Origin of the sequence: Nonomuraea solani, from assembly GCF_900108335.1 — a bacterium.
GTDB classification, from domain to species: Bacteria; Actinomycetota; Actinomycetes; order Streptosporangiales; family Streptosporangiaceae; genus Nonomuraea; species Nonomuraea solani.
The window spans coordinates 210,683-235,187 of record NZ_FNVT01000011.1 but is presented as its reverse complement, the minus strand read 5'-3'; the positions used below and the strand labels follow the sequence as shown (position 1 = coordinate 235,187).

At 71.7% G+C, this 24,505-nt stretch carries 21 protein-coding genes; 9 read left to right on the top strand and 12 right to left on the bottom strand.

What is annotated here, in order from left to right; genetic code table 11:
- Positions 1-7: 7 nt before the first annotated feature.
- The 3 genes from C4V41_RS34390 to C4V41_RS34380 are packed head-to-tail and all read right to left on the bottom strand — an operon-like array spanning position 8 to position 3,080.
- Complete coding sequence (locus C4V41_RS34390) at positions 8-850, bottom strand: carbohydrate ABC transporter permease (RefSeq protein ID WP_103960146.1); 843 nt, start codon at positions 848-850, stop codon at positions 8-10.
- Positions 847-1,713 (bottom strand): carbohydrate ABC transporter permease, encoded by an 867-nt coding sequence (locus tag C4V41_RS34385; RefSeq protein ID WP_103960145.1) that lies wholly within the window; start codon positions 1,711-1,713, stop codon positions 847-849. Before C4V41_RS34385 ends, C4V41_RS34390 begins: the two co-directional genes overlap by 4 nt.
- Complete coding sequence (locus C4V41_RS34380) at positions 1,710-3,080, bottom strand: ABC transporter substrate-binding protein (RefSeq protein WP_103960144.1); 1,371 nt, start codon at positions 3,078-3,080, stop codon at positions 1,710-1,712. Before C4V41_RS34380 ends, C4V41_RS34385 begins: the two co-directional genes overlap by 4 nt.
- Before the next feature lie 137 nt (positions 3,081-3,217).
- On the opposite strand from C4V41_RS34380, the gene C4V41_RS34375 reads away from it, so the two are divergent.
- The gene (locus C4V41_RS34375; RefSeq protein ID WP_103960143.1) at positions 3,218-4,231 is read left to right on the top strand and encodes a LacI family DNA-binding transcriptional regulator; all 1,014 of its coding nucleotides are present in this window, start codon (positions 3,218-3,220) and stop codon (positions 4,229-4,231) included.
- A 71-nt stretch (positions 4,232-4,302) separates the two neighbouring features.
- Positions 4,303-4,989, top strand: a complete 687-nt coding sequence (locus tag C4V41_RS60975; RefSeq protein ID WP_235030544.1) for a hypothetical protein — start codon at positions 4,303-4,305, stop codon at positions 4,987-4,989.
- Here C4V41_RS60975 and C4V41_RS34365 read toward each other — a convergent pair.
- Genes C4V41_RS34365 through C4V41_RS34340 form a run of 6 tightly spaced genes read right to left on the bottom strand, consistent with a single transcriptional unit; the run spans position 4,876 to position 10,902 of the window.
- Positions 4,876-5,508, bottom strand: a complete 633-nt coding sequence (locus tag C4V41_RS34365) for a GNAT family N-acetyltransferase (RefSeq protein WP_200824428.1) — start codon at positions 5,506-5,508, stop codon at positions 4,876-4,878. The genes C4V41_RS60975 and C4V41_RS34365 overlap by 114 nt on opposite strands.
- Positions 5,505-6,884 carry an ABC transporter ATP-binding protein gene (locus C4V41_RS34360; RefSeq protein ID WP_103960141.1) on the bottom strand — a complete coding sequence of 460 codons (1,380 nt, stop codon included), beginning with the start codon at positions 6,882-6,884 and terminating at the stop codon, positions 5,505-5,507. The genes C4V41_RS34365 and C4V41_RS34360 overlap by 4 nt, the downstream gene beginning before the upstream one ends.
- Positions 6,881-7,648: an ABC transporter permease subunit gene (locus C4V41_RS34355; RefSeq protein WP_103960140.1), complete on the bottom strand. Its 768-nt coding sequence runs from the start codon at positions 7,646-7,648 to the stop codon at positions 6,881-6,883. The genes C4V41_RS34360 and C4V41_RS34355 overlap by 4 nt, the downstream gene beginning before the upstream one ends.
- A complete protein-coding gene (locus C4V41_RS34350) occupies positions 7,645-8,589 on the bottom strand; it encodes an ABC transporter permease (RefSeq protein WP_103960139.1) in 945 nt (314 codons plus the stop codon). Before C4V41_RS34350 ends, C4V41_RS34355 begins: the two co-directional genes overlap by 4 nt.
- Positions 8,586-10,109, bottom strand: coding sequence for an ABC transporter substrate-binding protein (locus C4V41_RS34345; RefSeq protein ID WP_103960138.1), 1,524 nt, complete (start codon positions 10,107-10,109; stop codon positions 8,586-8,588). The genes C4V41_RS34350 and C4V41_RS34345 overlap by 4 nt, the downstream gene beginning before the upstream one ends.
- 43 nt (positions 10,110-10,152) lie before the next feature.
- Positions 10,153-10,902 carry a sulfite exporter TauE/SafE family protein gene (locus C4V41_RS34340; protein ID WP_103960137.1) on the bottom strand — a complete coding sequence of 250 codons (750 nt, stop codon included), beginning with the start codon at positions 10,900-10,902 and terminating at the stop codon, positions 10,153-10,155.
- A 155-nt stretch (positions 10,903-11,057) separates the two neighbouring features.
- Between C4V41_RS34340 and C4V41_RS34335 the strand changes: the two genes are divergently transcribed.
- Together C4V41_RS34335 and C4V41_RS34330 are read left to right on the top strand one after the other, a co-directional pair.
- Positions 11,058-13,385 carry a glycoside hydrolase family 2 protein gene (locus C4V41_RS34335; protein WP_103960136.1) on the top strand — a complete coding sequence of 776 codons (2,328 nt, stop codon included), beginning with the start codon at positions 11,058-11,060 and terminating at the stop codon, positions 13,383-13,385.
- A gap of 72 nt (positions 13,386-13,457) precedes the next feature.
- Positions 13,458-15,764 (top strand): M28 family peptidase, encoded by a 2,307-nt coding sequence (locus C4V41_RS34330; protein ID WP_103960135.1) that lies wholly within the window; start codon positions 13,458-13,460, stop codon positions 15,762-15,764.
- A gap of 59 nt (positions 15,765-15,823) precedes the next feature.
- On the opposite strand, the gene C4V41_RS34325 is transcribed toward C4V41_RS34330, so the two are convergent.
- On the bottom strand, positions 15,824-17,290 hold the full coding sequence (locus C4V41_RS34325) for a long-chain-fatty-acid--CoA ligase (protein WP_103960134.1): 1,467 nt from the start codon (positions 17,288-17,290) through the stop codon (positions 15,824-15,826).
- Positions 17,277-18,626, bottom strand: a complete 1,350-nt coding sequence (locus C4V41_RS34320; protein WP_235030543.1) for a PucR family transcriptional regulator — start codon at positions 18,624-18,626, stop codon at positions 17,277-17,279. Before C4V41_RS34320 ends, C4V41_RS34325 begins: the two co-directional genes overlap by 14 nt.
- 178 nt (positions 18,627-18,804) lie before the next feature.
- Here C4V41_RS34320 and C4V41_RS34315 point away from each other — a divergent pair, with 178 nt between their 5' ends.
- Genes C4V41_RS34315 through C4V41_RS34295 form a run of 5 tightly spaced genes read left to right on the top strand, consistent with a single transcriptional unit; the run spans position 18,805 to position 23,536 of the window.
- Positions 18,805-19,563 (top strand): ABC transporter ATP-binding protein, encoded by a 759-nt coding sequence (locus C4V41_RS34315; protein ID WP_103960132.1) that lies wholly within the window; start codon positions 18,805-18,807, stop codon positions 19,561-19,563.
- Entirely contained in the window at positions 19,560-20,276 is a 717-nt protein-coding gene (locus C4V41_RS34310) for an ABC transporter ATP-binding protein (RefSeq protein WP_103960131.1), read from the top strand. Before C4V41_RS34315 ends, C4V41_RS34310 begins: the two co-directional genes overlap by 4 nt.
- 4 nt (positions 20,277-20,280) lie before the next feature.
- Positions 20,281-21,162 carry a branched-chain amino acid ABC transporter permease gene (locus C4V41_RS34305; protein ID WP_103960130.1) on the top strand — a complete coding sequence of 294 codons (882 nt, stop codon included), beginning with the start codon at positions 20,281-20,283 and terminating at the stop codon, positions 21,160-21,162.
- Positions 21,159-22,262, top strand: a complete 1,104-nt coding sequence (locus C4V41_RS34300) for a branched-chain amino acid ABC transporter permease (RefSeq protein ID WP_235030542.1) — start codon at positions 21,159-21,161, stop codon at positions 22,260-22,262. Before C4V41_RS34305 ends, C4V41_RS34300 begins: the two co-directional genes overlap by 4 nt.
- Positions 22,263-22,267: 5 nt before the next feature.
- Positions 22,268-23,536: an ABC transporter substrate-binding protein gene (locus tag C4V41_RS34295; RefSeq protein ID WP_103960129.1), complete on the top strand. Its 1,269-nt coding sequence runs from the start codon at positions 22,268-22,270 to the stop codon at positions 23,534-23,536.
- Here C4V41_RS34295 and C4V41_RS34290 read toward each other — a convergent pair.
- A complete protein-coding gene (locus C4V41_RS34290; RefSeq protein ID WP_103960128.1) occupies positions 23,533-24,486 on the bottom strand; it encodes an NAD-dependent epimerase/dehydratase family protein in 954 nt (317 codons plus the stop codon). The genes C4V41_RS34295 and C4V41_RS34290 overlap by 4 nt on opposite strands.
- Between the last annotated feature and the right edge of the window lie 19 nt (positions 24,487-24,505).

Below are 24,505 nucleotides of genomic sequence, written 5' to 3'. Positions count from 1 at the left end.
GTCCGGGTCAGCCCTTGACGCTGCCCGCGAGGATGCCGTTGATGAAGTGGCGCTGTAGCAGGACGAAGATCACCAGCAGCGGCAGCATGGCGATGCTCCCGGCGGCCAGCAGTTCGCCCCACACGGTGGCGAAGTCCGCGCCGATCCGGTTGCCGGTCACGTTCTGCGCCAGGGTGGAAAGGACCACCTGGAGGGTCTGGTGCGAGGTGTCGTTGACGGCGACGACCGGCCAGACGAAGTCGTTGTAGACGTTCATGGTGGTGAGCACGGCCAGCGCGGCCAGCCCGGGGCGGATCACGGGGAGCACGACCTTGGCGAAGATGCCGAACTCGCCCGCGCCGTCCACCCGCCCGGCGTCGATCAGCTCGTTGGGGATGGCGGCGATGGTCTGCCGCATCCAGAAGATGCTGAACGCGTCGATGCTGCCCGGCAGGATCAGCGCCTGGTAGGTGTTCACCCAGCCCAGCGAGCTCATCTCCAGCAGCAGCGGGATGACCAGCACCAGCGTCGGCAGCATGAGCGTCAGCAGGACCACGCCGAACAGCAGGTTCTTGCCGGGAAAGTCGTATTTCGCGAACGCGTAGCCGGCCAGCGGGCAGAAGAACATCGTCATCGCGCCCTTGACCACCAGCACCAGCGCCGTGTTGGCGAACCCGGTGCCGATCGGCACGTCGGCGAACATCGCCCGGTAGTTGTCCAGGGTCAGCTCACCGATCGACAGCGGGCTGGTGATGATCTCGGCCGCCGGTTTGAGCGAGGAGCTGACCGCCCACCAGATGGGGTACAGGAACGCGACGGCGAGCAGCGCCAGCACCGCGTACTGGACGAGCCCTGGTCTGGGCTGGTTCATGACACCTCGTCCTTCGGGCGGAGCAGCCTGACCGAGACCAGCGACAGGCCGAAGACCAGCAGGACCAGCAGGAACGAGTTCGCGGCGCCGGTGCCCAGGTCGGAGGCGGTGATGTGGTCGTAGAGGTAGAGCCCCGCGGTGGTGGTGGAGCCGTACGGGCCGCCCTCGGTGACCACGAACGGCTCGGCGAACATCTGGAAGACGGCCAGCGTCTGGATGACCACCAGGAACGCCATGCTCCTGCGCACCAGCGGGACGGTGATCGACCAGAACTGGCGCCGGCGGGAGGCGCCGTCGAGGGAGGCGGCCTCGTACACGCCGCCGGGGACGGCCTGCAGGCCCGCGAGCAGGATGATGATCGCGAACCCGGTCGTCTTCCACAGGAACAGCAGCGCGAGCGTCGGCTTGGACCACGTCGTGGACGTCAGCCAGCCCACGTCGGGCAGGCCGGCCAGGTTGAGCACGTAGTTGATCAGCCCGTAGTCCTGGTCGAACACCACGATCCACACCTGCGCCATGGCCACCAGCGGGGTCACGAACGGCGCGATGAACGCCACCCGGAAGAACCCGCGCAGCCGCAGCTTGGCGTTGGCCAGCAGCACCGCGCCGCCCAGCCCGGCCACCACCTGGATCGGCACGATGAGCAGCCACATGACCGCGCTGTTGCCGAGCGAGGCCCAGAAGTCCGGGCTGGTCAGCAGATAGAGGTAGTTGTCCACCCCGACCCAGTGGGCCGCGCCCGCGCCCCGCCAGCGCATGAAGCTGAGCTGCAGCGCGTAGATCAGCGGGTAGATCCCGAACGCGGCGAAGACCACGAAGAACGGGGCGATGAACAGGTACGGCGACAGCCGCGGAGCCCTCATGAGCGGTCGATCAGGTTGCGCTGGATCTTCTCGCCCGACTCGGTGATCACCTGGTCGGGGGACATCTTGCCCTCGATCAGGCGCTGCACGTTGTCGCCCAGGTAGTCGACGGACTGGGCCCACCACCACGGGATCGGCGCGGCGGCCGGGATGGTGGCGGCGGCCTCGACGGCGACCTTCCACAGGTCCTGGCCGCCGAGCGCCTCGATGGGCTGGAACAGCGGCTTGGCCGGGTCGAGCGCGGGGGTGTAGCTGGGGATGGAGGTGGACAGGCCGCCGGGGTAGACGTCGTTGGGGCCGTACACGGCGGTGTAGCCGGGCTCCTTGAAGCACAGGAACTCGTACAGCAGCCAGGCCAGCTCCGGGTTCTTCGCCTTGGCGGGGATGACGAAGCTGCTGCCGCCCATGGCGCCGCTGCGCGCGCCGCCCGGCGTCCAGGCCGGCAGCGGGGCGGCGCGCCACTTGCCCTTGGTGGCCTTGAGCAACTGCTGCGGCGCGAACGACCACCAGATCGCCCACGGCACGAACACCTGCTGGCCGCTGTCGAGCGTGTTGACGTCGGCGGGCTCCAGGTAGGGCGCGTGGGTGACCAGGCCGTCCTTGACCGCCGACTGGATCCAGCCGAAGATCCGGCGGTATTCCGCCGAGTCCAGCCGCAGCTTGCCCTGGGCGTCGGTCAGGCTGGTGCCCTGCTGGTTCGCCATCATCTCCAGCCAGAGCTGGCTCAGGAACGGCGTCTTCTCCAGGTGGATGGGCTTGGTCTTCGGGTCCTTCTCCTTGATCGTCCGGGACGCCGTCAGCAGGTCGTCGTACGTCGCCAGACTCGCCGGATCGACCCCGGCGCTCTCCAGGATGTCCTCGCGGTACCAGAGCAGCCCCGGGTCCAGGTCCCACGGCACGCCGTAGATCTTGCCGTCCACGGTGTTGACCGACAGCTTGTACGGCGAGGTCTGGTCCCGGTACGGCGCGATCAGGTCCGTCAGGTCGAAGAGGTGCTCGGCCTGCCCGCCGATCTTGGCGTCGTCCCAGAAGCTGCCGTCCGGCACGTCGGTCCCGCTGATCAGGGTGTTGGCCAGCTTGGCGTCGATGTCCACGGCCTGGTGATTCACCTTGACGTTCGGGTACGCCTTCCGGAACTCGCCGATCGCCGCGTCGAACACCTTGAACAGGTCACCCGACCGGTTCCAGATGGTGATCTCGCCCTTGGCCGCCGACGCCGAGGCGGTCGGCGCGGCCAGCTTGCTCGGCGCGCCGGAACCGCCGGGAGCGCCGGGGGCGCACGCGGCGAGCGAGCCCGTGGCGGCGAGCGCGCCGATGCCCAGGGCTCCCTGGAGGAAACCGCGGCGGCCGATCGGGGGTGTGGACATCTTCGACTCCTCGCCGAGCGAAAAAAGAGCCTGTGAGGGCTCTGCAACGATGCAGACATCATGCATACTCGTCTGCAACGATGCAAGAGCGGGTTTAGGATCTTCACAGGACGAGCAGCCGGAGGTATAGCAGACGCATGGCCGGTCCAACCCTGCGCGACGTCGCCAAACGGGCGAACGTCTCGATCCGCACGGTGTCCAACGTCGTCAACGGCTACGCCCCGGTCTCCGACGAGCTGCGGGCCCGGGTGCAGGCCGTGCTCGACGAGCTGGACTACCGGCCCAATCTCATCGCGCGCAATCTCAAACAGGGGCGTACCGGGATGATCGCCCTGGTGGTCCCCGAGCTGGACGTCCCCTACTTCGCCGAGCTGGCCCGCGAGGTGATCACGGCCGCCCGCGCGCGCGACTACGTGGTCATGATCGACCAGACCGACGGCGACGGTGACCGCGAGCGCGAGCTGCTCGGGCGCGAGTCGCGGGCCACCATGTTCGATGGCCTGCTGCTCAGCCCGCTGTCGGTCACCGCCGAGGAGCTGCGCGAGCGCGGCAACCGGATCCCGATCGTGCTGCTGGGCGAGCACATCTTCAACGGCAGCTTCCACCACGTGGCCATCGACAACGTGAGCGCCGCCCGCGAGGCCACCGAGCACCTGCTCGGCCTGGGCCGCCGCCGGGTGGCCGCCATCGGCGACCAGCCGTACGCGACGGGCGAGACCGCCCAGCTCCGCACCACCGGCTACCGGCAGGCCCACGCCCGCGCCGGGCTGGAGGTGGACGAGGAGCTCGTCGTGTCCACCCCGCACTTCCACCGCAAACTGGGCGCGCAGGCCATGGAGCGGCTGCTGGCGCTGCCCGAGCCGCCCGACGCGGTGTTCTGCTACAACGACCTGCTCGCCCTGGGCGCGCTCCGGGCGCTCACCCGAGCGGGCCGCCGCGTGCCCGACGACGTGGCCGTGGTCGGCGTGGACGACATCGAGGAAGGCCAGTTCAGCACGCCCAGCCTGACCACCGTCGCGCCGGACAAGGGCGAGATCGCGCGCCGGGCGGTGAACACGTTGCTGGAGTCGATCACCGGCACGCCGTCCACGCCATCCGAGATCGTGGTGCCGCACCGGCTGATCGTCAGGGAGAGCACGGCCGGGCACTAGCGCCAGGACTACCCCCGGTTCTCGCCGCAGCACCCGTGTGCCGGCGCCCGGCCGTGACTTGGATGATCGGTATGACGAACGTGATTCCCGGCCGCTGGGCCGAGGGCGCCGGGCTGGTGCTCGGGCCGCTGCTGCTGCTCGCCGGCGTGCTCACCCGGGTGGGCGAGGACGACTTCTTCCCCGGCCAGCTCGCCGCCTACGCCGCCCATCCCGGGCGGATGGCGCTCTCCTACAGCCTGTACGCGGCCGGGATCGTGCTGCTCTGGCCCGCGGTGACCGCCCTGGCCCGGCTGGCGCGGCCCGGCTGGGCGCAGTGGGGCGCCACGCTGGTGATCCTCGGGCTGTTCGGGCGGGTGTTCCACGCCGGGGTGAGCCACCTGGCCTTCCAGCTCGTCGACGCGCTCGGCCCGGCGGCGGCGCAGCGCGTCGTGGCGGACACCTACGGCGCGTTCCACGTGTTCAAGGCCGTCAACATCTGCGTCATGGCCGGCTGGATCGTGCTCGCCGCCGGCCTCTACCGGGCCAGGGCGCTGGGCCTGGTCAGGTGCGTGTGCCTGGCGCTGGCGGCCGGGCTGCCGCTCGGGGTGCTGAAGGGGAGCACCGACCCCGTCTCCCTGGTCGCCCTGCTCGGCCTCGCCGTCGCCCTATGGCCGCTGGGCTGGTCGGTGCTGCGGAACGGGCCCGCTCCCCGCTGGTGGGCGGTGGGGGCGACGGTCGCGTTCGTGCCCGTCGCGTTCGTGCTGGGGCTGACCGGCTGAGGGCAGGGCGATCTCCAGGTGCAGGGTCTGGAAGCGGCCGGGGTCGCCGTCGCGGGCGTCGTACACGGGCTCGGCCAGCGATCGCCAGAACGCCTCCGCGCCCGGTACGCGGGTGTCCGTGTGCAGGTAGAGAGACCGGTAGCGGCCCGCGACGAAACGGGTGGCCCGGCGGACCATCTCGCGGGCCAGGCCGTGCCTGCGGTGGGCCGGGGCGACGTACACGCGGAAGAGCTGCGCCGTCGAGTCGTCCGGGTAGAGCCTGGCCAGCCACTCCGGATGCGGCGGGCTCTTCGGGCCGCCCGCCCGCACGGCCGTGGTGCCGACCACCTCCTCGCCGTGCAGGGCCACGATCAGCGTGTGCCGGGCCGTCAGCAGGTACGTCGCTTCCAGGTCCACCACGTCCCAGTGCCAGGCGGGCTGGTAGCCGTAGCCGAACTCGCGGTAGAACGTGTCGAGCATGACCTTCCGCGCGCCCTCCAGATGGTGCGGCGCGGCGGTCACGACGGTGTAGGGATTCACGGGGTTCGCTCCGATTCGATCCGGCCGCCGTCCAGCGCCAGGACGCGGTCGGCCGACCTGGCCACCACGTCCATGTCGTGGCTGATGAGCAGCAGGGTGAGCCCGAGGTCGCGGCGCAACTCGTCGAGCAGGTCGAGGATGGCGGCCTGGACGAGCGCGTCCAGGCCCGAGGTGATCTCGTCGCAGATGAGCACCTTCGGCTCGGCGAGCAGCGCGCGGGCGAGCGCGGCCCGCTGCAGCTCGCCGCCGGACAGCGCGGCCGGCCTTCGTTCCGAGGTGCGCTCGTCGAGGCCGACCCGGTCGAGCATCTCCCGCGCCCGCGCGGCCGCCTCATCGGGACGGGTGCCACGCAGCCGTACGGCCGTGCGCGCGACCTGGGCCGCCACGCCACGGTAGGGGTCGAAGGAGGCCCTGGCGTCCTGGAAGACGTACTGGACCTCGCGCGCCCGCGTCGGCAGGTGACGCGGCAGCGGCCGCCCGTCCAGCGCCACCGTGCCGGAAACGGGCCGATGCAGCCCGGCCACGCACCGGGCCAGCGTGGTCTTGCCGCCGCCCGATCTGCCCACCACCGCCACGCACTCCCCGGCGCCGGCCTGGAGGCTCACGCCGTTCAGCACGGGCGCGCGCCGATGCCCGGCCACCAGTTCCCGCACCTCCAGCAGCGCCGGTACGGAGGCCGTCGCCGTTCTGGGCGTGAGGCGGGTGGCGAGCAGCCGCCTGGTGTACTCGTGCCGTGGCGCGTCCAGGACGGTGGCGGCCGGGCCCGACTCGACGACGCGGCCCTCGTGCAGCACCGCCACCCGGTCGGCCAGCGCGCGGACCATGGCCAGGTCGTGGCTGAGCAGCACCAGGGCGATCCCCTGCGCGCGCAGGCCACGGAACTCCTCGATGACCTCGGCACGGATGAGGCCGTCCTGGCCGGTCGTCGGCTCGTCGGCGACGATCAGCACCGGGTCGAGCAGCAGCGCCTGGGCCAGCACGACCCGCTGCTGCTGACCGCCGGAGAGCTGGTGCGGATACCGCCCGAGCAGCTCCTTCGGCAACCGCGCCCGCTCCACCACCCGCGCGAGCTCCCCGGCTCTCCCGGCAGCCCGGGCGATCTCCCGGAGGACCCCGCCCACGCGCCGCGCCGGGTTGAGGACGGTGGACGGGTGTTGCGGGACGTAGGCGACGGCGCCCGGGGCGAGGTGGATCTCGCCCGTGACCCGCACCCCCGGCGCGTGCTCGCCGAGCAGCGCCAGCCCGGTCGTGGTCTTGCCGCTGCCCGACGCCCCCACCAGCGCGAGCACCTCACCGGCGGCCAGCTCCAGGGACACCCCGTCCACCAGCGCCCGGCCGTCCACCTCCGCGCGCAGCCCGGAAACCTTGAGGATCATCGCCGCACCGCCCGGTCGAACGTCAGGTTCAGCCCCACCGACAGGGCGACGATCAGCAGCGCCGGCACCAGCACCGCCCACGGCTGCAGGAACATCCCGGTCCTGTTGCGGTCGACCATCACCGCCCAGTCACCGGCGTCCGGTGGCAGGCCGACGCCGAGGAAGCTCGCCGACGCCACCAGGTACAGCGCCCCGACCAGCCGCACCCCGACGTCGGCCACCAGCGTCGTGAGCATCGAACGGCCGGTGTAACCGATGGCCCGCCGCCACCACGTCTCGCCCTGCAGCCGCAGCGCCTCCATGGCCGTGCTGCCCGACGCCTCCAGCGCGGCCGCCCGCGAGATCCGCACCACCTCGGGCAGCCCGATCAGCGCCACGATCACCACGAGCGCGGCCGGTCCCGGCGAGAACAGCGCGGCCAGCAGGATGAGCAGCAGCAGCGACGGGATCGCCAGCAGCAGGTCGAGCGGGCGCATCAGCAGCTCGTCCACCCACCGCCGCCTGACCAGCGCCGCCGTCATGCCGAGCGGCACCCCGGCGGCGTAGGCCAGCAGCGTCGCCAGCCCCGCGACCGCCACCACCGACCGCCCGCCGAGCAGCACCTGCTCCCACACGTCCCGTCCTACGAAGTCGGTGCCCAGCGGCGGCACGGGCGCGAAGGACACCCCGCGCGGCTCCGGCGCGCCCGCCAGCCACGGCCCCAGCAGCGCGAGCAGCAGCGGCACGGCCAGCAGCACCACCCCGGCGCCACGGCGGGCCCTCATCGGGCACCCGCCGGAGTCAGCCGGTAGGCCCCCAGGTCGGCGGCCAGGTTGACCACCACCGTCGTCGTGGCGAACAGCACGCACAGCGCCTGGATCACCGGGATGTCCCTGGCCGCCACGGAGTCGTTCAGCAGTGTGCCGAGCCCCGGGATCACGAACACCGACTCGACCACGATCACGCCGCCCAGCAGCCAGTCCGTCGTCCTGGCGAGCTGCTGCACCCCGGGCGCGAGGGCGTTGGGGAGCGCGTGCGTGAGGCGTACCCGCCAGGGTGACAGGCCCAGACGGCGGGCGTGGGCCACGTAACCGGAGCCGAGCGCGTCGATCATGCCGGCCCGCACCAGGCGGCTGATCGAGCAGACGGGCCGGGCCAGCAGGACCGCGACCGGGAGCACGAGCAGGGCGGGCTGCTCCAGCAGGTTCGGGGGCGCGCCGATCGCCGTCGGCGGGAACCAGCCGAGCCGGACCGCGAACACCGCGACCAGCAGCACCCCGAGCGCGAACTCCGGGATCGAGTACAGGCCGACGGTGACGCCGGTGAGCACCCGGTCGAGCGGGCGGCCCCGCCGCACCGCCGCGAGCACCCCCGCCCCCACCGCGACGGGTACGAGCAGCAGCAGCGTGACCCCGGCCAGCACGAGCGTCGGCGGCAGCCCGTCGGCGAGCACTCCCGCCACCGGACGGCCGGAGACCAGCGAGACACCGAGGTCCCCGCGCAGGAGCCCGGCCAGCCAGCCCGCCCACCGCTCCACGGCCGGCCGGTCCAGCTCCAGGGCGTGACGTAGCTGGGCGATGCGCTCCTCGTCCGGGATGTCCCCGGCCAGCACGACGGCGGCGTCGCCGGGCAGCGCCTCGGTCAGGACGAACACCAGCGTCGCCACCGCCACCACCTGCGCCGCGCCGAGCAGCAGTCGGCGCAGCGCGTAACGGGCCAGGTTCACCCGAGCCAGACCTTGTCGAAGCGGGCCCAGTCGAGCGTGTTGGCGGGCGCGTTGGCCACGCCGCGCAGCTTGGGCGAGGTGCCGAGCAGCCAGTCGGCGAACCCCCAGATGAGGAAGCCGCCCTCGGCGTGCAGCGTGCGCTGCATCTCCAGGTACAGCTCGCGGCGCTTGGCCTCGTCGGGGCTGGCGATGGCCTGGTCGTAGAGGGCGTCGAACTCGGGACGGGCCCATTTGGTGGCGTTCGTGGTGGAGTGGGTGAGCAGCCGCTGGGAGATGTGCGTCTCGATGGGCATGGCGCCGGAGCGGTAGCAGCAGATGGTGCCCTTGTTCAGGACGTCGGCCCAGTACGTGTCCTTGTTGCCGACCTTCGCGCTCACCTCCAGCCCCGCCTGACGGGCCTGGTCGGCGAAGACGCCGGCCGCTTCGAGGAAGCCGCTGGCGGCCGCCGAGGTGTCGAGCTGGATCCGCAGCCCCCGCGCCCCGGCCTGGGAGACCAGCCACTTGGCCCGCTCCAGGTCAGGAGTACGCTGCGCGAGGCCGTCCGCGTAGTAGAGGTAGTCCTTGCCGAACAGGTCGTTGCCCACCTGCCCGGCCCCCGACAGCACGCTGTCGATCATCTGGGACCGGTCGGCCAGCAGGAACATGGCCTGACGCAGCCGTACGTCGTCGAAGGGCGGCCGGTCCACCTTCATCGCGAACGCCTGCATGCCGCTGTTGGTGAGCCGGACGATCGACATCCGGCCGCCGTCCTGGTGCGTACGGGCCGTGGCCGGGGTCAGGTCGTGCGCGTAGTCGGCCTGGCCGCCGAGCACGGCGTTCACCCGGGCGGACTCCTCGTTGGCGATCAGGTATTCGAGCTCGTCCACGTAGGGGGCGCCGTCCCAGTAATCCGGGTTCCGCTTGAGTAGTAGCGACCGGCCGGGCTGGAACGACCCGAACGAGAACGGCCCCGACCCGACCGGGCGGCTGAACTCGTCGGCGCCCTCGGGCACGATGTAGGCCCCGAAGGCGGCCAGCACGTTGGGGAACTCGGCGTAGGGCCGTTCGAGCCGGAACTCCACCGTGCGGTCGCCGCGCGCCCGGCTGTTCTTCAGGTCGATCAGGGCGAGGTTCGCCTTGGCGCGGAAGGTGCGCTTCTCGTCGGCGATGCGGGCGTAGCTGTGCAGGACGTCGGCCGCGCGTACCGGCCTGCCGTCGTGGAACGTGGCCTCGCGCAGCGTGACCCGCCAGGTCGTGAGCTTGGCGTCGGCCTCCCAGCCGGAGGCCAGGCGCGGCACGATCGACACGTCGGTCCCGTAGTCGGCGAGCTTGTCGAACATCGCCTTCGACCGCGACGCCTCCAGGAACAGGTTGGCCAGATGCGGGTCAAGGCTCTCCTGGGCGCCGCCGCCCGCGAACACGGCCCGCAGTCGGCCGCCCCTGCTGGGCTGCGATGAGGTGCCGCCACTGGTGGGTTGTGAGGCGCAGCCGGCCAGGGCCACGGCGGCGGCGGACAGGAAGGTACGACGATCCAGGCGCATGGCCGATAATGGTAACGATTTTCATTTGTAGTGCAAACCACCCCTAATCGCTGAGCAGTTTGATGATCGCCACGACGCCGATGACGACGATGAACCCGCGCAGCAACGTGGGAGGCAGCCGGCGGCCCAGCCGGGCGCCCAGGAAGCCGCCGGCCATCGAGCCCAGCGCCACCAGCAGCACCGCCAGCCAGTCGACGTCGGCGACGAGGGCGTACAGGATGGCGGCCGTGCCGTTGACCAGCACCACGAGCACGTTCTTGGCGGCGTTGAGCCGCTGGAGCTCCTCGTCGAGGAGGATGCCCATCAGGCCGAGGAGCAAAATGCCCTGACCGGCGCCGAAGTAGCCGCCGTACGCGCCGGCGACGAGCGCGCCCAGCCACAACCACGGCCCGCCGTGCGCCCGTCCCGGGCGGATCGCCAGCAGGCGGCTCAGCTTCGGCTGGATCATGACCAGGGTGCAGGACAAGGCGATCAGCACGGTGACGACCACCGTGAACGTGGCCTCCGGCAGGTTGAGCAGCAGCAGCCCGCCGGCCAGCGCGCCCGCCACGGAGGCGGGGGCCAGCCGGAGCAGTCGCCCGCGCTGGCCCTTCAGCTCCGGCCGATAGCCCATGACGCCCGTCAGCCCGCCGGGCACCAGGCCGATGTTGTTGGACACGTTGGCGGTGATCGGTGGCAGGCCCACGGCCAGCAGCGTCGGAAAGGTGATCAGCGAGCCGGATCCGACGACGGTGTTGATGGCCCCGCCCGCCACGCCGGCCGCGAGCACCGCGACCATCTCCCAAGGTGTCATGCTGCGCGACTCTAGCTCAATCTTACTTTATAAGACGAAATATACCATTATTTGAGATGTGCATCACTTGCTTCATCGGTTAATCAGGCATTGACGGTGAAAAGGATGAAACGTAGAGTCCCGACGGGCTTATTCGGTTCATAAGGGAGACTCACGTGTACCGTCCGCTGCACGACGGCTGGACCCTCCGCACCGCCGACTCCACGATTCCGGCCCCAGTGGCAGCCACGGTGCCGGGCAGTGTGCACACCGATCTCCTCGCGGCGGGCCTGATCGAGGACCCCTACCGCGACGACAACGAGACCCGGCTCGGCTGGATCGGCCGCACCGACTGGGTCTACGCGACCTCGTTCGAGTGGCACGACGACGGCCACGAGCGCGTGGACCTGGTGTGCGAGGGGCTCGACACGGTCGCGACCGTGCGGGTGAACGGCCGGGAGGCCGGCCGGACCGCCAACATGCACCGCCGCTACCGGTTCGAGGTGCGCGACCTGCTGCGCGAGGGCGCCAACACGCTCGAAGTGAGCTTCCTGGCGCCGTACGCCTACGCCGAGGAGCAGCGCGAACGCCACGGGGAGCGGCCCGGGCCCTACGACGAGCCGTACCCGTTCATCAGGAAGATGGCCTGCAACTTCGGCTGGGACTGGGGGCCGACGCTGGTGACCAGCGGCATCTGGCGGCCCATCGGCCTGCACGCCTGGTCCGGCGCGCGACTGGCCGAGGTGCGGCCGCTGGTGCGCGGCGACGGCGTGGACGTGCACGTACGCGTGGAGCGCACCGCCGACGCGCCGATCACGATCACCGCCGACGTCGCGGGTGTGCGCGCCGAGGCCAAGCTGGCGGCGGGCGAGAGCGAGGCCGTGCTGCGCCTCGACGTGCCGCACGCGGAGCGGTGGTGGCCGCGCGGCCACGGCGCGCAGCCCCTCTACCCGCTCACCGTCCGCGCGGGCTCCGACCAGTGGCGGCGCGAGATCGGCTTCCGCACGGTCGAGTTGGACGAGGACGCCTTCCGCCTGATCGTCAACGGCCGGCCGGTGTTCCTGCGCGGCTACAACTGGATCCCCGACGACTGCTTCCCCGCCAGGATCACCCCGGAACGCCTGGCCGAGCGCTTCGGCCAGGCCACCGGCTCCGGCGCGAACGTGCTGCGGGTGTGGGGCGGCGGCGTCTACGAGTCGGAGGACTTCTACTCCCTGGCCGACCGCACGGGCCTGCTGATCTGGCAGGACTTCCCGTTCGCCTGCTCTGCTTACCCCGAGGAGGCGCCGTTCCGCGCGGAGGTCGAGGCCGAGGCGCGCGACAACGTGGCGCGGCTGGCCGCCCATCCCAGCCTGGTGCTGTGGTGCGGCAACAACGAGGTCATCGAGGGCCACCAGCACTGGGGCTGGCGGGGGCCGCTGGCGGACCGGAGCTGGGGCGCCGGGTTCTACTTCGACCTGCTGCCGGGCATCGTGGCGGAGCTGGACCCGACCCGCCCGTACTGGCCGGGCAGCCCGTACTCGGGGGCGCCCGACCGGGACGTGCGCGACCCCTCGACCGGCACCGTGCACATCTGGACCGTGTGGAACTCGGCCGACTACACCCACTACGCCGACTACACGCCGCGCTTCGTGGCCGAGTTCGGCTTCCAGGGGCCGCCCACGTACGCCACTCTGCGCGCGGCCTCCTCCGACGAGCCGCTGACCCCGGACTCCTCCCACCAGAAGGCCGAGGACGGTCAGGCCAAGCTGCTGCGCGGCCTCGGTGAGCACCTGCCCGCCCCCGGGAGCTTCGCCGACTGGCACTACTACACGCAGCTCAACCAGGCGCGGGCGATGGCGTTCGGGGTGGAGCGGTTCCGTGCGCTGATGCCGTACTGCATGGGGACCGTGGTGTGGCAACTCAACGACTGCTGGCCGGTGACGTCCTGGGCCGCCGTCGACGGCGCGGGCCGCAGAAAGCCCCTCTGGTACGCACTGCGCCGCTCCTTCGCCGACCGCCTGATCACCCGGCAGGGCGCGGAGATCGTCCTGGTCAACGACACGGACGAGGAGTGGACCGGCACGCTCGAACTGGCCGCCCGCGACCTGTCCGGCCGGGCCCTGGAGACCCGGGACGAGCCGGTCACGGTGGCCGCCCGCGCCACCCTGCGCCGCACCCCGCCCGAGCACCGGGACGGCCGCCTGCTCACCGCCGCGCTGGGCGGCGAACGGGCCGTGTTCGCGCTCGCCGAGGACCCGGCCATGGGCTACCCGCCGGCCGAGTACACCGCCGTGGTGGCGAAGGAGACGGGCGGCCTCGCGGTCACCGTCACCGCCACGACCGTCCTGCGCGAGCTGGCGATCTTCCCCGACCGGCTCGACCCGGCCGCCACGGTGGACGACCAGCTCGTCACCCTGCTGCCCGGCGAGAGCGTGACCTTCCACGTCGCCACCGGGCGTGACCTGGACGCCGCCGCGCTCACCGCGTACCCGGTGCTGCGCTGTGTCAACGAGCGGACCTGAGGAAAACCGCAGGTTGATCCGGGTACGCCCATCATTCCGGCGGCCGGGGTCGCGAACCTAACGTTCACAGGCATGATCGGAAAGTTGCTCGACGTCCCCCGCCGGACCCTGGCGGCGGTATCGGCCCTGCTCGTCCTCGCCGGGGTGATCATGCTGACCGCCATGGCCGACAGCACGATGCAGCCGCTGCCCGCCTCGGCGCCGGCCACGGAGTTCAGCGCCGAGCGGGCGCTGCGCCACCTGGAGCGGTTCGCCACCCGGCCCCGGCCGATCGGCAGTGAGGCGGGCGGGCAGGCCAGGGACTACCTGGCCGGGCGGCTGCGCGCGGCGGGGCTCGACGTGCGGATCCAGCGCGCGGTGGGCGCGAACACGTCGGCGGGGCTGGCGTCGTTCGGGCAGGTGCACAACATCGTGGCCACCCGGCCCGGCACCGACCCGACCGGCACGGTGGTGATCGCCGCCCACTACGACTCGGCCGCGATGGGGCCCGGCGCCTCCGACGACGCCGCGGCCGTCGCCGCCATGCTGGAGACCGTACGCGCGCTCGGCGGCACCGCGCTCCGCAACGACCTGGTGTTCCTCATGACGGACGGTGAGGAGGACGGCGTGCTCGGCGCCGAGGCGTTCGTCAGGGAGCACCCGCTCGGGCGCAAGGGAGGGGTGCTGCTCAACTGGGAGGCGCGGGGCGTCAGCGGCCCCTCGCTGATGTTCGAGACCTCGCGGGACAACGCCGGGCTGGTCGCGACGTTCGCCAGGACCGTGCCGCACCCGCGCGGCGACTCGATGATGGCCGAGCTCTACCGGCTGCTGCCGAACAACACCGACTTCACGCCGCTGACCAAGGCCGGGTTCGCGGGCCTGAACTTCGCCTACATCCAGGAGTCCTCGCGCTACCACACCGCGGACGACTCCCTCGCCTTCCTCGACCGCGGCAGCCTCCAGCACCACGGCACGAACATGCTGGCGCTGGCCCGCGACCTCGGCGGCGCCGACCTGCCGGCCCTGACCGCGGACCACGACGTCACCTTCTTCCGGCTCTTCGGCGGCCTGGTCACCTACCCGAACGGGCTGGTCTGGCCGCTGGCCGGGCTCGCGCTCGCGGCGGTCGCCGGGCTCGCGCTGCTCGCTCGTTTCCACGGGGTGGCCGGGCCGGGCCGGATCGCGGCCGGCGCGGTGTCGGCCGTGGTGCCGCTCGTGCTGGCGGCGGCGCTGGCGCAGGGCCTGTGGGAGCTGCTGGTGGCCGTGCGGCCCGACTACAACGGGATGGGCGGCCTGCTGCATCGGCCGGAGGCGTACCGGGCGGCGGTCGTCGTGCTGGCCGGGCTCGCGGTGCTGGGCTGGTATCTGACGCTGCGGCGCAGGGTCGGGCCCGCCGCGCTGGCGATCGGCGGACTGGCCTGGCCGGCGCTGCTGGGCGCGGTGTGCGCGCAGGTCGCGCCGGGCGCGTCGTACATGTTCACGCTGCCGGCCCTCCTGTGCGCCCTCGGCGGCCTGGCCGTGCTGCTGCTGCGCCGGACTTCGGCGCGCCTCAAAGCGGTGGCGTCGGTGGCGGTGGTCACCTGGGGTGCGGTCGTGTCGGCGGCGCTGCTGCCGGCGCTGGCGCGGGTGGCGTTCGACGGCATGGGGCTGGCGCTCGGCGGGGTGAGCGCCCTGGTCATGGCGCTGTTCGCCCTGACGGTGCTGCCGATCGTGGAGCTGCTGCTGCCGGAACGGCGCCACCATGCGGTGACGCCGGCCGCCGCCGTGCTGGCGGTGGTGCTGGTGGCCGCCGGGCTGGCCGTGGACCGGTTCGACGCGGCGAACCCGCGACGCACCCACCTGGCCTACGTGATGGACGCCGACACCAAGGTCGCGGGCTGGGTCAGCGCCGACCTCGACCCGTCCTCCTGGACCAGACGGTACGTGTCCGGCCACGACACCCGCTCACTCCCTCCCGGCTACGCGCGCGGCACCCTGTGGACGGGCGACGCCCCGGCCGTCCAGGCCACCGGGCCCAAGGTCACCATCCTGTCCCGGTCCGGGGACACCTACCGGCTGCGCGTCACCGCGGGCCAGGGCGCGCGCTCCATCACACTGCGCACCGAGCGCCCTATCACGGAGGCGACCGCCAAGACCGGCGGGACGCGTGCCGTGACCGTGCCCGTGACCGGCAGCCGCGTGAACACCTGGCCGGGCGAGGTGCGCTTCCGCGGCCTGCCGGCGAGCGGCGCCGAGATCACCTTGCGGGTGCCGGGGGCGAAGGGGTTCCGGCTGACCGCGATCTCCGAGACCGACGGCCTGACCGCGGTGCCCGGTTTCGTCCCCCGTCCCGCGGGGCTGATCGCGGCCACGCGGGAGGACGGCGACCTGCTCGCGATCACCAGGACGTACGCTCTTTGACGGCATCCTGAGGAGACGTCTCCATGACCTGGTGGTCGTTCGGCCGCCCGTGACGTGGGTCAGCGGGTGAGGGCGCGCTTGAGGATCTTGCCCGTGGGGCTCATCGGCAGCTCGTCCACGAACGACACCCGCCGGGGATACTTGTACGCGGCCACCCGCTCCCGTACGAAGTCGCGCAGGTCTTCACAGGTCACCGGCGACCTCAAAGCCACCACGGCCGCGATCTCCTCGCCGAGCTCCGGATGCGGCACCCCGAAGACGGCCGCCTGCCGCACCGCCGGATGCTCGTAGAGGACCTCCTCCACCTCGCGCGGATAGACGGTGTAACCACCCCGGATGATCACGTCGCGCCGGCGATCCACCAGGAAGAAGTAGCCGTCCCCGTCCACCCGGCCCAGGTCACCGGTGTGGAACCAGCCGTCGCGCAGCGCCTCCGCCGTGCCCTCCGGGTTGTTCCAGTAGCCCTTCATCACGTTGGGGCCGCGGACCACGATCTCGCCGATCTCGCCCCGGGGCGTCTCGCGGCCGTCCTCGTCGACGACCTTCATCTCCACGCCCCTGATGGGCCAGCCGATCGAGCCGGGCCTGCGGTGCCGTCCGCCCCGGTTGGTGGCGGCGACCGGGGAGGTCTCGCTGAGCCCGTACCCCTCGATGATCGCGCAGCCGAACCTCGCCTCGTACGCGCGCAAGACGTCCAGTGGCAGCGCCGCACCGCCCGAGGCGCAGACCCGCAGCATCGACAGATCGGAGGCCCCCGGATGGTCGAGCAGCGCGATGAACATCGTCGGCACGCCCTGGAAGACCGTCACCCCGTCGCGCCTGATGACCTCCAGCGCCCGCCCGGCCTCGAACCGGCGCAGCAGCGTCAGCCGCGCGCCCGCGACCACGGTCGCGTTGAGCGAGCAGGTCTGCCCGAACGTGTGGTAGAGCGGCAGCGCGCCCAGCACCACGTCGTCCACGCCGAGCGCGTGCATGCGGGCCACGGTCGCCGCGTTGCCGCTCAGGTTGGCGTGGGTCAGTTCGATGCCCTTGGGCCGGCCCGTGGTGCCGGAGGTGTAGTGGATCACCGCGGTGTCGCCGGGCGCCATGGCGGCGATCTCGTGCTCGGCCGCGACGCCGCGTAAGAGCCGCCGGAACTCCTCGGGCACCACGAAGAAACAGTCGGTCTTCGTGCTCGCCGAGCCCGCCTCGGCCGTCTCGGCGAACGCGTGCCAGGCGATGAGCAGCCGCGCCCCGCAGTCACCGAGATAGGCGGCGATCTCGCGCCGCTTCAGCAGCGGATCCAGCGGGACCACCACGGCCCCGACCCGCAGCACCCCGTAGTAGACGACGCCGAACTCGGGCACGTTCGGCAACATGATCGCGACCCGGTCGCCGGCGCGGATCCCGCGCAGGCGCAGCAGGCCCGCGAGACGGGCGCTCAACTCCTCAAGCGTGCCGTAGGTGAGCTCCGCCTCGTCCAGCGTGAGAACCGCTCTGCCACCGAGCCGCGCGGCGGCGGTTTGGAGCCGGTCAGCGAGGTTCATGGAAAGACCGTACGTCCGCGCTCCCACGCCGCTCATTGGTCGCGGTGGCCAGTCTTTCCCGGCCCGCGTTGGTGGGCAGGGCATCGTGCAGCGCGATCGCCACGAGCAGCTCGACGAGATCGTTGATCGAGCGCAGGCTGCGCCCGGTGCGCTCCTGGATCCGGCGCAGCCGGTACTGCGCGGTGTTGGGGTGGATCTGCAGTGCCTCGGCCGCGGCCCGCAGGTTCAGGTCGGCGGCGGCGAACGCCCTGATCGTGGCGGTCAGCACGCCGCCGCGCTCCCGGTCCTCGGCCAGCAGCGCCGTGATGCGCGGGTCCACCAGGTGGCGGGCGGTGTCGTCGGCCTTCAGCGCCAGATACTGGAACGGCGTGATCCTGGGCAGCGCCGCCACCCCGCCCTCCTCGGGCACGAAGTCCAGCACGGCCCTGGCCTCCAGATACGCCTGCGGGATCTGCGCGGTGCCCGCCGACACGGTGCTGATGCCCATGGCCAGCCTGATGCCCTCGGTGGCCAGGCTCCGCAGCACCTCCTGCAGCCGGTCGCACAGCTCGTCCGGGCCGGTGCCGGGGCTCAGCACGGGGATGGCGACGATCTCCGACTGCCGGACGACCGACAGCGTGCGCGGGCCGCTGCCACTGGCCCTGGCGATGGCCGCGCACGCGGCGTGCCGCGCGTCGGCCCCCATCGTGACGGACGCGGGCGGCCCGGCCAGCACCGCGATCACCACGAGCAGCGGCGTACGCGCCTCCGGGCCGAGCCCGTGGGCCTGCGCCGCGGCCAGCTCCCTGCCTCGCGTCGGCACGGCCCCGGCCAGCAGCGTCTCCAGCAGGTCGCGGCTCTCGCGGACGGCCTCGGCCGCGGCGTACTGCTGGAACTCCATGTACGCGTTCGTCGTGTGCGTGCTGGCGAAGTCGGAATAGCGCATCAGCGGCGCCGCCAGCAGCAGGGCCGCCTCACGCCCGGCGTAGGTGTGCCCCGCCCGGTCGAGCACCGCCTCCCAGAAGACCCGGTGCCCGATCCTGAACGCGTTGATGTAGTCGGCCAGCGCCACCCCCGCCCTGGCCCGGCGCATGGCGGCGCGCCGGGTGAAGGTGATGTCCCCGGCCGTGGCCGTGCGCTCCTCCAGCAGCACGGCCAGCTTGGCGCGGTAGTGCTTGACCACGTGGTCGAACACGTCGGCGTGGAAGCCCGGATCCTGGGCGGCGTAGGCGGGGATCTCTTCCTTGATCGTCGTAACCGCGGCCATGGCCAGCGCCTCGACGTCGTTGAGCAGAGCGGCCAGGATGCGCGTGCGCTCCGCTCCGACGGCTGCCACGGTGCTCGAACCAGTGGACATGCCGGGATGATCCATGCCCGTGGCCGGGCGGTCAACGGGTTGTGACCGGTCCGAGACCGAGGCTGTGCTCAGCGGACAACTCGCCGGAGACATCTTGGGTCACCGTGCCCAATGCGGCCGTTGACGAGCGGATCCTACGCTGAGCGCAACTTCAGAACATTGTTCTCCAGGAGGCCGGATGCTGGAGGTACACGATCTTACCGTTCGCTTCGGCGGCATCACGGCGCTGGACGGCGTGGGGTTCGAGGTGGCGCGCGGCGAGATGGTGGGGCTCATCGGGCCGAACGGCGCCGGCAAGACCACCCTGTTCAACTGCCTGACGCGACGTTACGACGCCGATTCCGGGCGGATCGCGTACGAGGGACAAGACCTGACGGCCGTGGCGCCGCACGCCATCGCCCGGCTCGGCATCGCCAGGACGTTTCAGAACCTGGGCCTGTTCCCGCGCCTGTCCGTCCGCGACAACGTGCTGGTCGGCGCGCATCACCGGGGCCGCGCAGGCTTCCTGTCCGCCGGGCTCCGGCTGCCGGGGGTGCGCCGCGAGGAGCGCGAGCTGCGCGCCGACGCCGACGCCGTCATCGACCGGCTCGGCCTGACGGCCGTGGCCGGGCATCCGGCGACCGGGCTGCCGTTCGGCACCCTGAAACGGGTCGAGTTGGCCCGCGCGCTCGTCCTGCGGCCCCGGCTGCTGCTGCTCGACGAGCCGGTGAACGGGCTGAACGCGGGCGAGGTCGAGCAGTTCGCCGGCACGCTCGGGGCGATCCGCACCGAGTACGACCTGACCGTGATCGTGGTCGAGCACCACATGGGATTCGTCATGGGTATCTGCGAGCGCATCGTCTGCCTGGACTTCGGCCGCAAGATCGCCGAAGGCCCGCCGGACGTGGTGCAGCGGGATCCCGGCGTGATCGAGGCGTACCTGGGGACGGCGGTATGACGGATCTGGTCGTGGAAGACCTGGTGGCCGGCTACGGAGACGCCCGCGTCCTGCACGGCGTGCGGCTGAGCGTCGGCCAGGGCGAGATCTGCGCCATCCTCGGCCCCAACGGCGCGGGCAAGACCACGCTGCTGCGGGCCCTGTGCGGCATGGTCAAGGCGCGCGGCAAGGTCACGCTCGGCGGCACGGAGCTGGCCGGGCGCTCACCCGACGCGGTCGCCAGGCTCGGCGTCGCGCACGTGCCCGAGGGGCGCGGCACGTTCATGCCGCTGACCGTCGAGGAGAACCTGCGGCTCGGCGCGTTCGTCCGGCGCGGCCGGGCCGCGGTGGAGGCGGACCTCGGCCGCATCTACACCTACTTCCCGGTCCTGAAGACCCGGCTCAGGCAGGCCGCCGGCAGCCTCAGCGGCGGCGAGCAGCAGATGCTGGCCATCGGCCGCGCCCTCATGCTCCGCCCCCGGCTGCTGCTGCTCGACGAGCCGTCGCTCGGCCTGGCGCCGCTGGTCACCCGGGAGCTGTTCCGCATCGTCCAGGCCATCAACGCAGAGGAGCGGACCACCGTGGTCGTCGTCGAGCAGAACGCCCATCTCGCCCTCGGCATCGCCCAGCAGGCGCACGTCCTGGAGACCGGGCGGATCGTGCTGTCCGGCACGGCCGAGCGGATCAGGGCCGACGAACAGGTCGCGCAGTCCTATCTCGGGTACCGGGTGTAGCGCGATGGCCGGATTCCTGCAGCAGCTCGTCGAGGGGCTCGGCGCGGGCGCCATCTACGCCAGCCTGGCCCTGGCGCTGGTGCTGATCTACCAGTTCACCGGGATCGTGAACTTCGCCCAGGGTGAGCTGGCCATGTTCTCCACGTACATCGCCTGGCAGTGCGTCGCGGCCGGGCTGCCGTTCTGGGCGGCGCTGGCGCTGACGCTGGTGGTGTCGTTCGCGGGCGGGATGCTCATCGAGCGGGTGATCATCCGGCCGGTCGAGGGCGCGCCGGAGCTGACGATCGTGATCGTCACCGTCGGGCTGTTCATCTTCGTCAACGCCGCCGCCGGCTGGATCTGGACCTTCCTCATCAAGGACTTCCCGAACCCGTTCCCCGGCGGCGCGCTGCAGGCCGGCGGGATCAGCGTCGGCTACGCCACGCTCGGCGTGCTCGGCGTGGTGGCGCTGGTCATGGGGCTGCTGTACCTGCTCTTCCAGCACACCAGGATCGGGCTCGGCATGCGCGCGGTGGCGACCAACCCCGCCTCGGCGCGGCTGGTCGGCATCCGGGTGGGCTGGACGCTGGCGCTCGGCTGGGGGCTGGCCGCCACCGTGGGCGCGGTGTCCGGGGTGCTGGTGGCGCCGCTGCTGTTCCTGGAGCCGAACATGATGGGCGGCGTCCTCATCTACGCGTTCGCGGCGGCCACGCTCGGCGGCTTCGACAGCCCGGGGGGCGCGGTCGCCGGCGGGCTGATCGTGGGCGTCGCCGAGACGCTGGCCGGGGCCTACGTCGGGTTCATCGGGTCCGACCTCAAGGTGGGGGTGCCCCTGGTGATCATCCTCGGTGTCCTGCTGCTGCGGCCGCAGGGGCTGTTCGGTCGAGCGGTGGTGGAACGGGCATGAGCGAATCCACACAGGCGGGTACGAGCGAATCCACACAGGCGGGTACGAGCGAATCCGCGCAGGCGGGTACGAGCGAATCCGCGCAGGCGGGCACGAGTGAATCCGCGCGGGTCGCCGCTCCTGAGCGGGTCGCCACGTCGAGAAGGCGGGTGCCCGCGCCGCGTCTGCGGTGGGCCGGCCTGGCCGTGCTCACGGCCGCCGCCGTCTACGCGCCCTTCCAGCTCGTCCCCTTCCACGTCTTCCAGCTCACCATGGTGCTGATCTACGCGGTGGCGCTGCTCGGGCTCAACGTGCTCGTCGGGCACGCGGGCCAGATCTCGCTCGGCCATGGGGCCTTCTTCGCCGTCGGCGCGTACGGGGCCGCCGTCCTGATGCACCGCTGGGACCTGCCGTACCCGCTGACCCTGCCCATCGCGGCCGCGCTGGCGTTCCTGCTGGGCCTGGCCTTCGGCGTACCGGCGATGCGGCTGCGCGGTCTCTACCTGGCGCTCGTGACCCTCGCCATCGCGATCTTCCTCGTCCCCCTGCTCAAGCGGTTCGAGGACGTCACCGGCGGCTCCATGGGCCTGACCCTGCCCAAGCCCGCGCCGCCCGCGTGGAGCGGCCTGGCCGAGGACCAGTGGCTGTACTTCCTCACCCTGGCCGTCGCCGTGGCCGCGTTCCTGCTGGTCGCCGGCCTGCTCCGGTCGCGTGTGGGGCGGGCGCTGCACGCGATCAGGGACAACGAGGCGGCGGCCGAGGTGATGGGCGTGCGGCTGTCGTTCCACAAGACGCTCGCGTTCGCCTGGAGCGCCATGTTCGCGGGGGCGGCGGGCTGCGTCTACACGTGGGTGATCGGGTTCGTGTCGCCTGACTCGTTCACCGTGAACCTGTCGATCAGCCTGCTGGCCGGCCTGGTCGTCGGCGGTCTCGGCTCGATGGTGGGACCCGTGCTCGGCGCGCTGTTCGTGGTGTTCGTGCCGAACATCGCGCAGAACGTCAACGACGTCCCGCCCGGCGTCATCTTCGGCCTGCTGCTCATCGCGGTGATGTACGTGGCCCCGACGGGACTGGCCGGGCTGGCCGGGCGCCTGATCAACAAGATTCCCCGGAAGGAGTAAGAGGGATGCGAGTATCTGCGATCGGCTGTTCGGCGCTGCTCCTCCTCGCCGTCGCGGCCTGCGGAGGGCGCGACAGCGGGAACGGGACCGGTACGGCGGCGTCGGGCAAGTGCCAGGGCCAGCAGACGACCGGCATTACCGACAAGAGCATCAAGCTGGGCGGCATCTACCCGCTGTCCGGCCCCGCCTCCGCCTACGGAGACATCCCGAAGGGCATCAAGGCGTACTTCGACTACATCAACGCCGAGAAGAACGGCATCGGCGGCCGCAAGGTCGAGTTCGTCGTCCGCGACGACGGCTACCAGCCGCCCAAGGCCGTGGAGGAGGCCCGCAGGCTGGTGGAGCAGGAGCAGGTGTTCGCCCTGTTCCAGACGCTCGGCACCCCCTCGACCACGGCCACCTGGGACTACACCAACCAGCGCAAGGTCCCGCAGGTCTTCGTCGCCACCGGCGCCTCCAAGTGGGGCTCCGACACCACGCACCCGTGGACGATCGGCTGGCAGCCCAACTACGTCTCCGAGGCCCGCGTCTACGCTCAATATCTCAAGCAGGAGAAGCCCGAGGCCAAGGTCGCCGTGCTCTTCCAGAACGACGACTTCGGCAAGGACCTGCTCGGCGGGTTCAAGCGGGCCATCGAGGGCACCCAGGTCAAGGTCGTGGCCGAGCAGAGCTACGAGGTGACCGACCCCAGCATCGATCCGCAGATGCGCAACCTGGCCGAGTCGGAGGCCGACGTCTTCCTCAACATCACCACGCCCAAGTTCGGCTCGCAGGCGCTGGCGGCCGACGCCAAGATCTCGGGCTGGAACCCGCTGCACATCGTCAACAACGTGGCCGCCTCGATCACCGTGCTCAAGCCCGTCGGGTTCGAGAACGTGCAGGGTGTCGTGTCCAGCTCGTACTACAAGGACCCGAACGACCCGACGTGGGCGAACGACGCGGAGATGATGCTCTACAAGCAGAAGATGCAGCAGTACGCGCCGGGGGCCGACGCGAACGTGCCGTACCACACCTTCGGCTGGGCGGCGGCGAACAGCTTCCACAAGGCGATGGAGGCGGCCGCCTGCCCGACCCGCGAGGGGCTGCGCGACTCCGTGCGCGACCTCAAGGGCGTCAAGGTGGACATGCTGCTGCCCGGGGTGACGCTGGACACCGCGCGGGGTGATGGCTTCCCGATCGAGTCGATGCAGCTCATGACGTTCAAGGGCGAACGCTGGGAGCTGTTCGGCCAGGTGATCGACACCCGCAAGGAGTTCGGCCCGCTGACCGGCTAGATCGTGATCCGGCCCGCGCCGACCAGCCAGTCGACCGCTTCGGAGATGGCCTCCAGCGAGGTGTAGCGGGGCCGGTGCCCCAGCACCCGGCCGGCCTTCTCCATGCTGCAGTGCGGGCTGTGCGCGATGTGGTCGTAGGTGATCCGGGCGTCCTCCTCCGACACGGTCTCCCGCCAGCGCTCCCACGGCAGGTACGCCAGCCGCGGCTCCCGCCCGAACCAGCCCGACACCGCCTCGGCGTACCCGCGCAGCGTCAGAGCGGTGGTGGACACCGAGTGGAAGCTCTCACCGACGGCCGCCGTGCGGTTGGCGAGGGCGTCCATGAACAGCCGGGCCACGTCGTCGGCGTGCACGTGGTGGACGGTCTCCATGCCCAGGTTGGGCAGCGCCAGCTCGGCCCCGTCGGCCAGCGTCTGGTAGACGGCCGGGTTGACGTTGCCCGCCGGATTGACCGGCACCCAGCCGGGTCCGGTGATGTGCCCCGGGTGGATCAGCGTCGCGGGGAAGCCCTCGCGGTGGGCCAGGTCGAGCAGGAACCTCTCGATGGCGGCCTTCTGGCGGCCGTACTCGTCGATGGGGCCCCTGGGCCGGTCTTCCGTCGTCGGCACCTCGGCGCTCGGGCCGTGGATCCAGATCGTGCCGCAGTGCAGGAAGTGCCGGACCCGCCCGGTCAGCGCGGCGGCCAGCGACCTGGCGCTGGACTCCTGGAAGCAGATCAGGTCGATGACGGCGTCGCCTTGGAGCTCGGCGATCCGCCGGCCGAACGTGCCGTCGGTCTCCTCGGACTCCCGGTCGGCGGTGACGGTCGTGACCCGCTGCCAGGCGCCGTGCGGGCTGTAGGGCTCCCGCTTGCCCCGGCTGACATTGACGACGTCATGGCCCGCCCCCACGAGCCGGGGGATGAGGTAGGTGCCGATATGTCCGCTGCCGCCAATCACCACTACGCGCATGCCGACAGCGTAGACCCGT

Bases quoted from the DNA above. Each gene is read 5' to 3' on its own strand.
- C4V41_RS34345 (WP_103960138.1), bottom strand. From the start codon at position 10,109: ATGCGCCTGGATCGTCGTACCTTCCTGTCCGCCGCCGCCGTGGCCCTG.
- C4V41_RS34300 (WP_235030542.1), top strand. From the start codon at position 21,159: ATGAGCGAATCCACACAGGCGGGTACGAGCGAATCCACACAGGCGGGT.
- C4V41_RS34360 (WP_103960141.1), bottom strand. From the start codon at position 6,884: ATGATCCTCAAGGTTTCCGGGCTGCGCGCGGAGGTGGACGGCCGGGCG.
- C4V41_RS34390 (WP_103960146.1), bottom strand. From the start codon at position 850: ATGAACCAGCCCAGACCAGGGCTCGTCCAGTACGCGGTGCTGGCGCTG.
- C4V41_RS34330 (WP_103960135.1), top strand. From the start codon at position 13,458: ATGATCGGAAAGTTGCTCGACGTCCCCCGCCGGACCCTGGCGGCGGTA.
- C4V41_RS34355 (WP_103960140.1), bottom strand. From the start codon at position 7,648: ATGAGGGCCCGCCGTGGCGCCGGGGTGGTGCTGCTGGCCGTGCCGCTG.
- C4V41_RS34305 (WP_103960130.1), top strand. From the start codon at position 20,281: ATGGCCGGATTCCTGCAGCAGCTCGTCGAGGGGCTCGGCGCGGGCGCC.
- C4V41_RS34310 (WP_103960131.1), top strand. From the start codon at position 19,560: ATGACGGATCTGGTCGTGGAAGACCTGGTGGCCGGCTACGGAGACGCC.
- C4V41_RS34325 (WP_103960134.1), bottom strand. From the start codon at position 17,290: ATGAACCTCGCTGACCGGCTCCAAACCGCCGCCGCGCGGCTCGGTGGC.
- C4V41_RS60975 (WP_235030544.1), top strand. From the start codon at position 4,303: ATGACGAACGTGATTCCCGGCCGCTGGGCCGAGGGCGCCGGGCTGGTG.
- C4V41_RS34290 (WP_103960128.1), bottom strand. From the start codon at position 24,486: ATGCGCGTAGTGGTGATTGGCGGCAGCGGACATATCGGCACCTACCTC.
- C4V41_RS34315 (WP_103960132.1), top strand. From the start codon at position 18,805: ATGCTGGAGGTACACGATCTTACCGTTCGCTTCGGCGGCATCACGGCG.
- C4V41_RS34295 (WP_103960129.1), top strand. From the start codon at position 22,268: ATGCGAGTATCTGCGATCGGCTGTTCGGCGCTGCTCCTCCTCGCCGTC.
- C4V41_RS34320 (WP_235030543.1), bottom strand. From the start codon at position 18,626: ATGTCCACTGGTTCGAGCACCGTGGCAGCCGTCGGAGCGGAGCGCACG.
- C4V41_RS34380 (WP_103960144.1), bottom strand. From the start codon at position 3,080: ATGTCCACACCCCCGATCGGCCGCCGCGGTTTCCTCCAGGGAGCCCTG.
- C4V41_RS34340 (WP_103960137.1), bottom strand. From the start codon at position 10,902: ATGACACCTTGGGAGATGGTCGCGGTGCTCGCGGCCGGCGTGGCGGGC.
- C4V41_RS34375 (WP_103960143.1), top strand. From the start codon at position 3,218: ATGGCCGGTCCAACCCTGCGCGACGTCGCCAAACGGGCGAACGTCTCG.
- C4V41_RS34385 (WP_103960145.1), bottom strand. From the start codon at position 1,713: ATGAGGGCTCCGCGGCTGTCGCCGTACCTGTTCATCGCCCCGTTCTTC.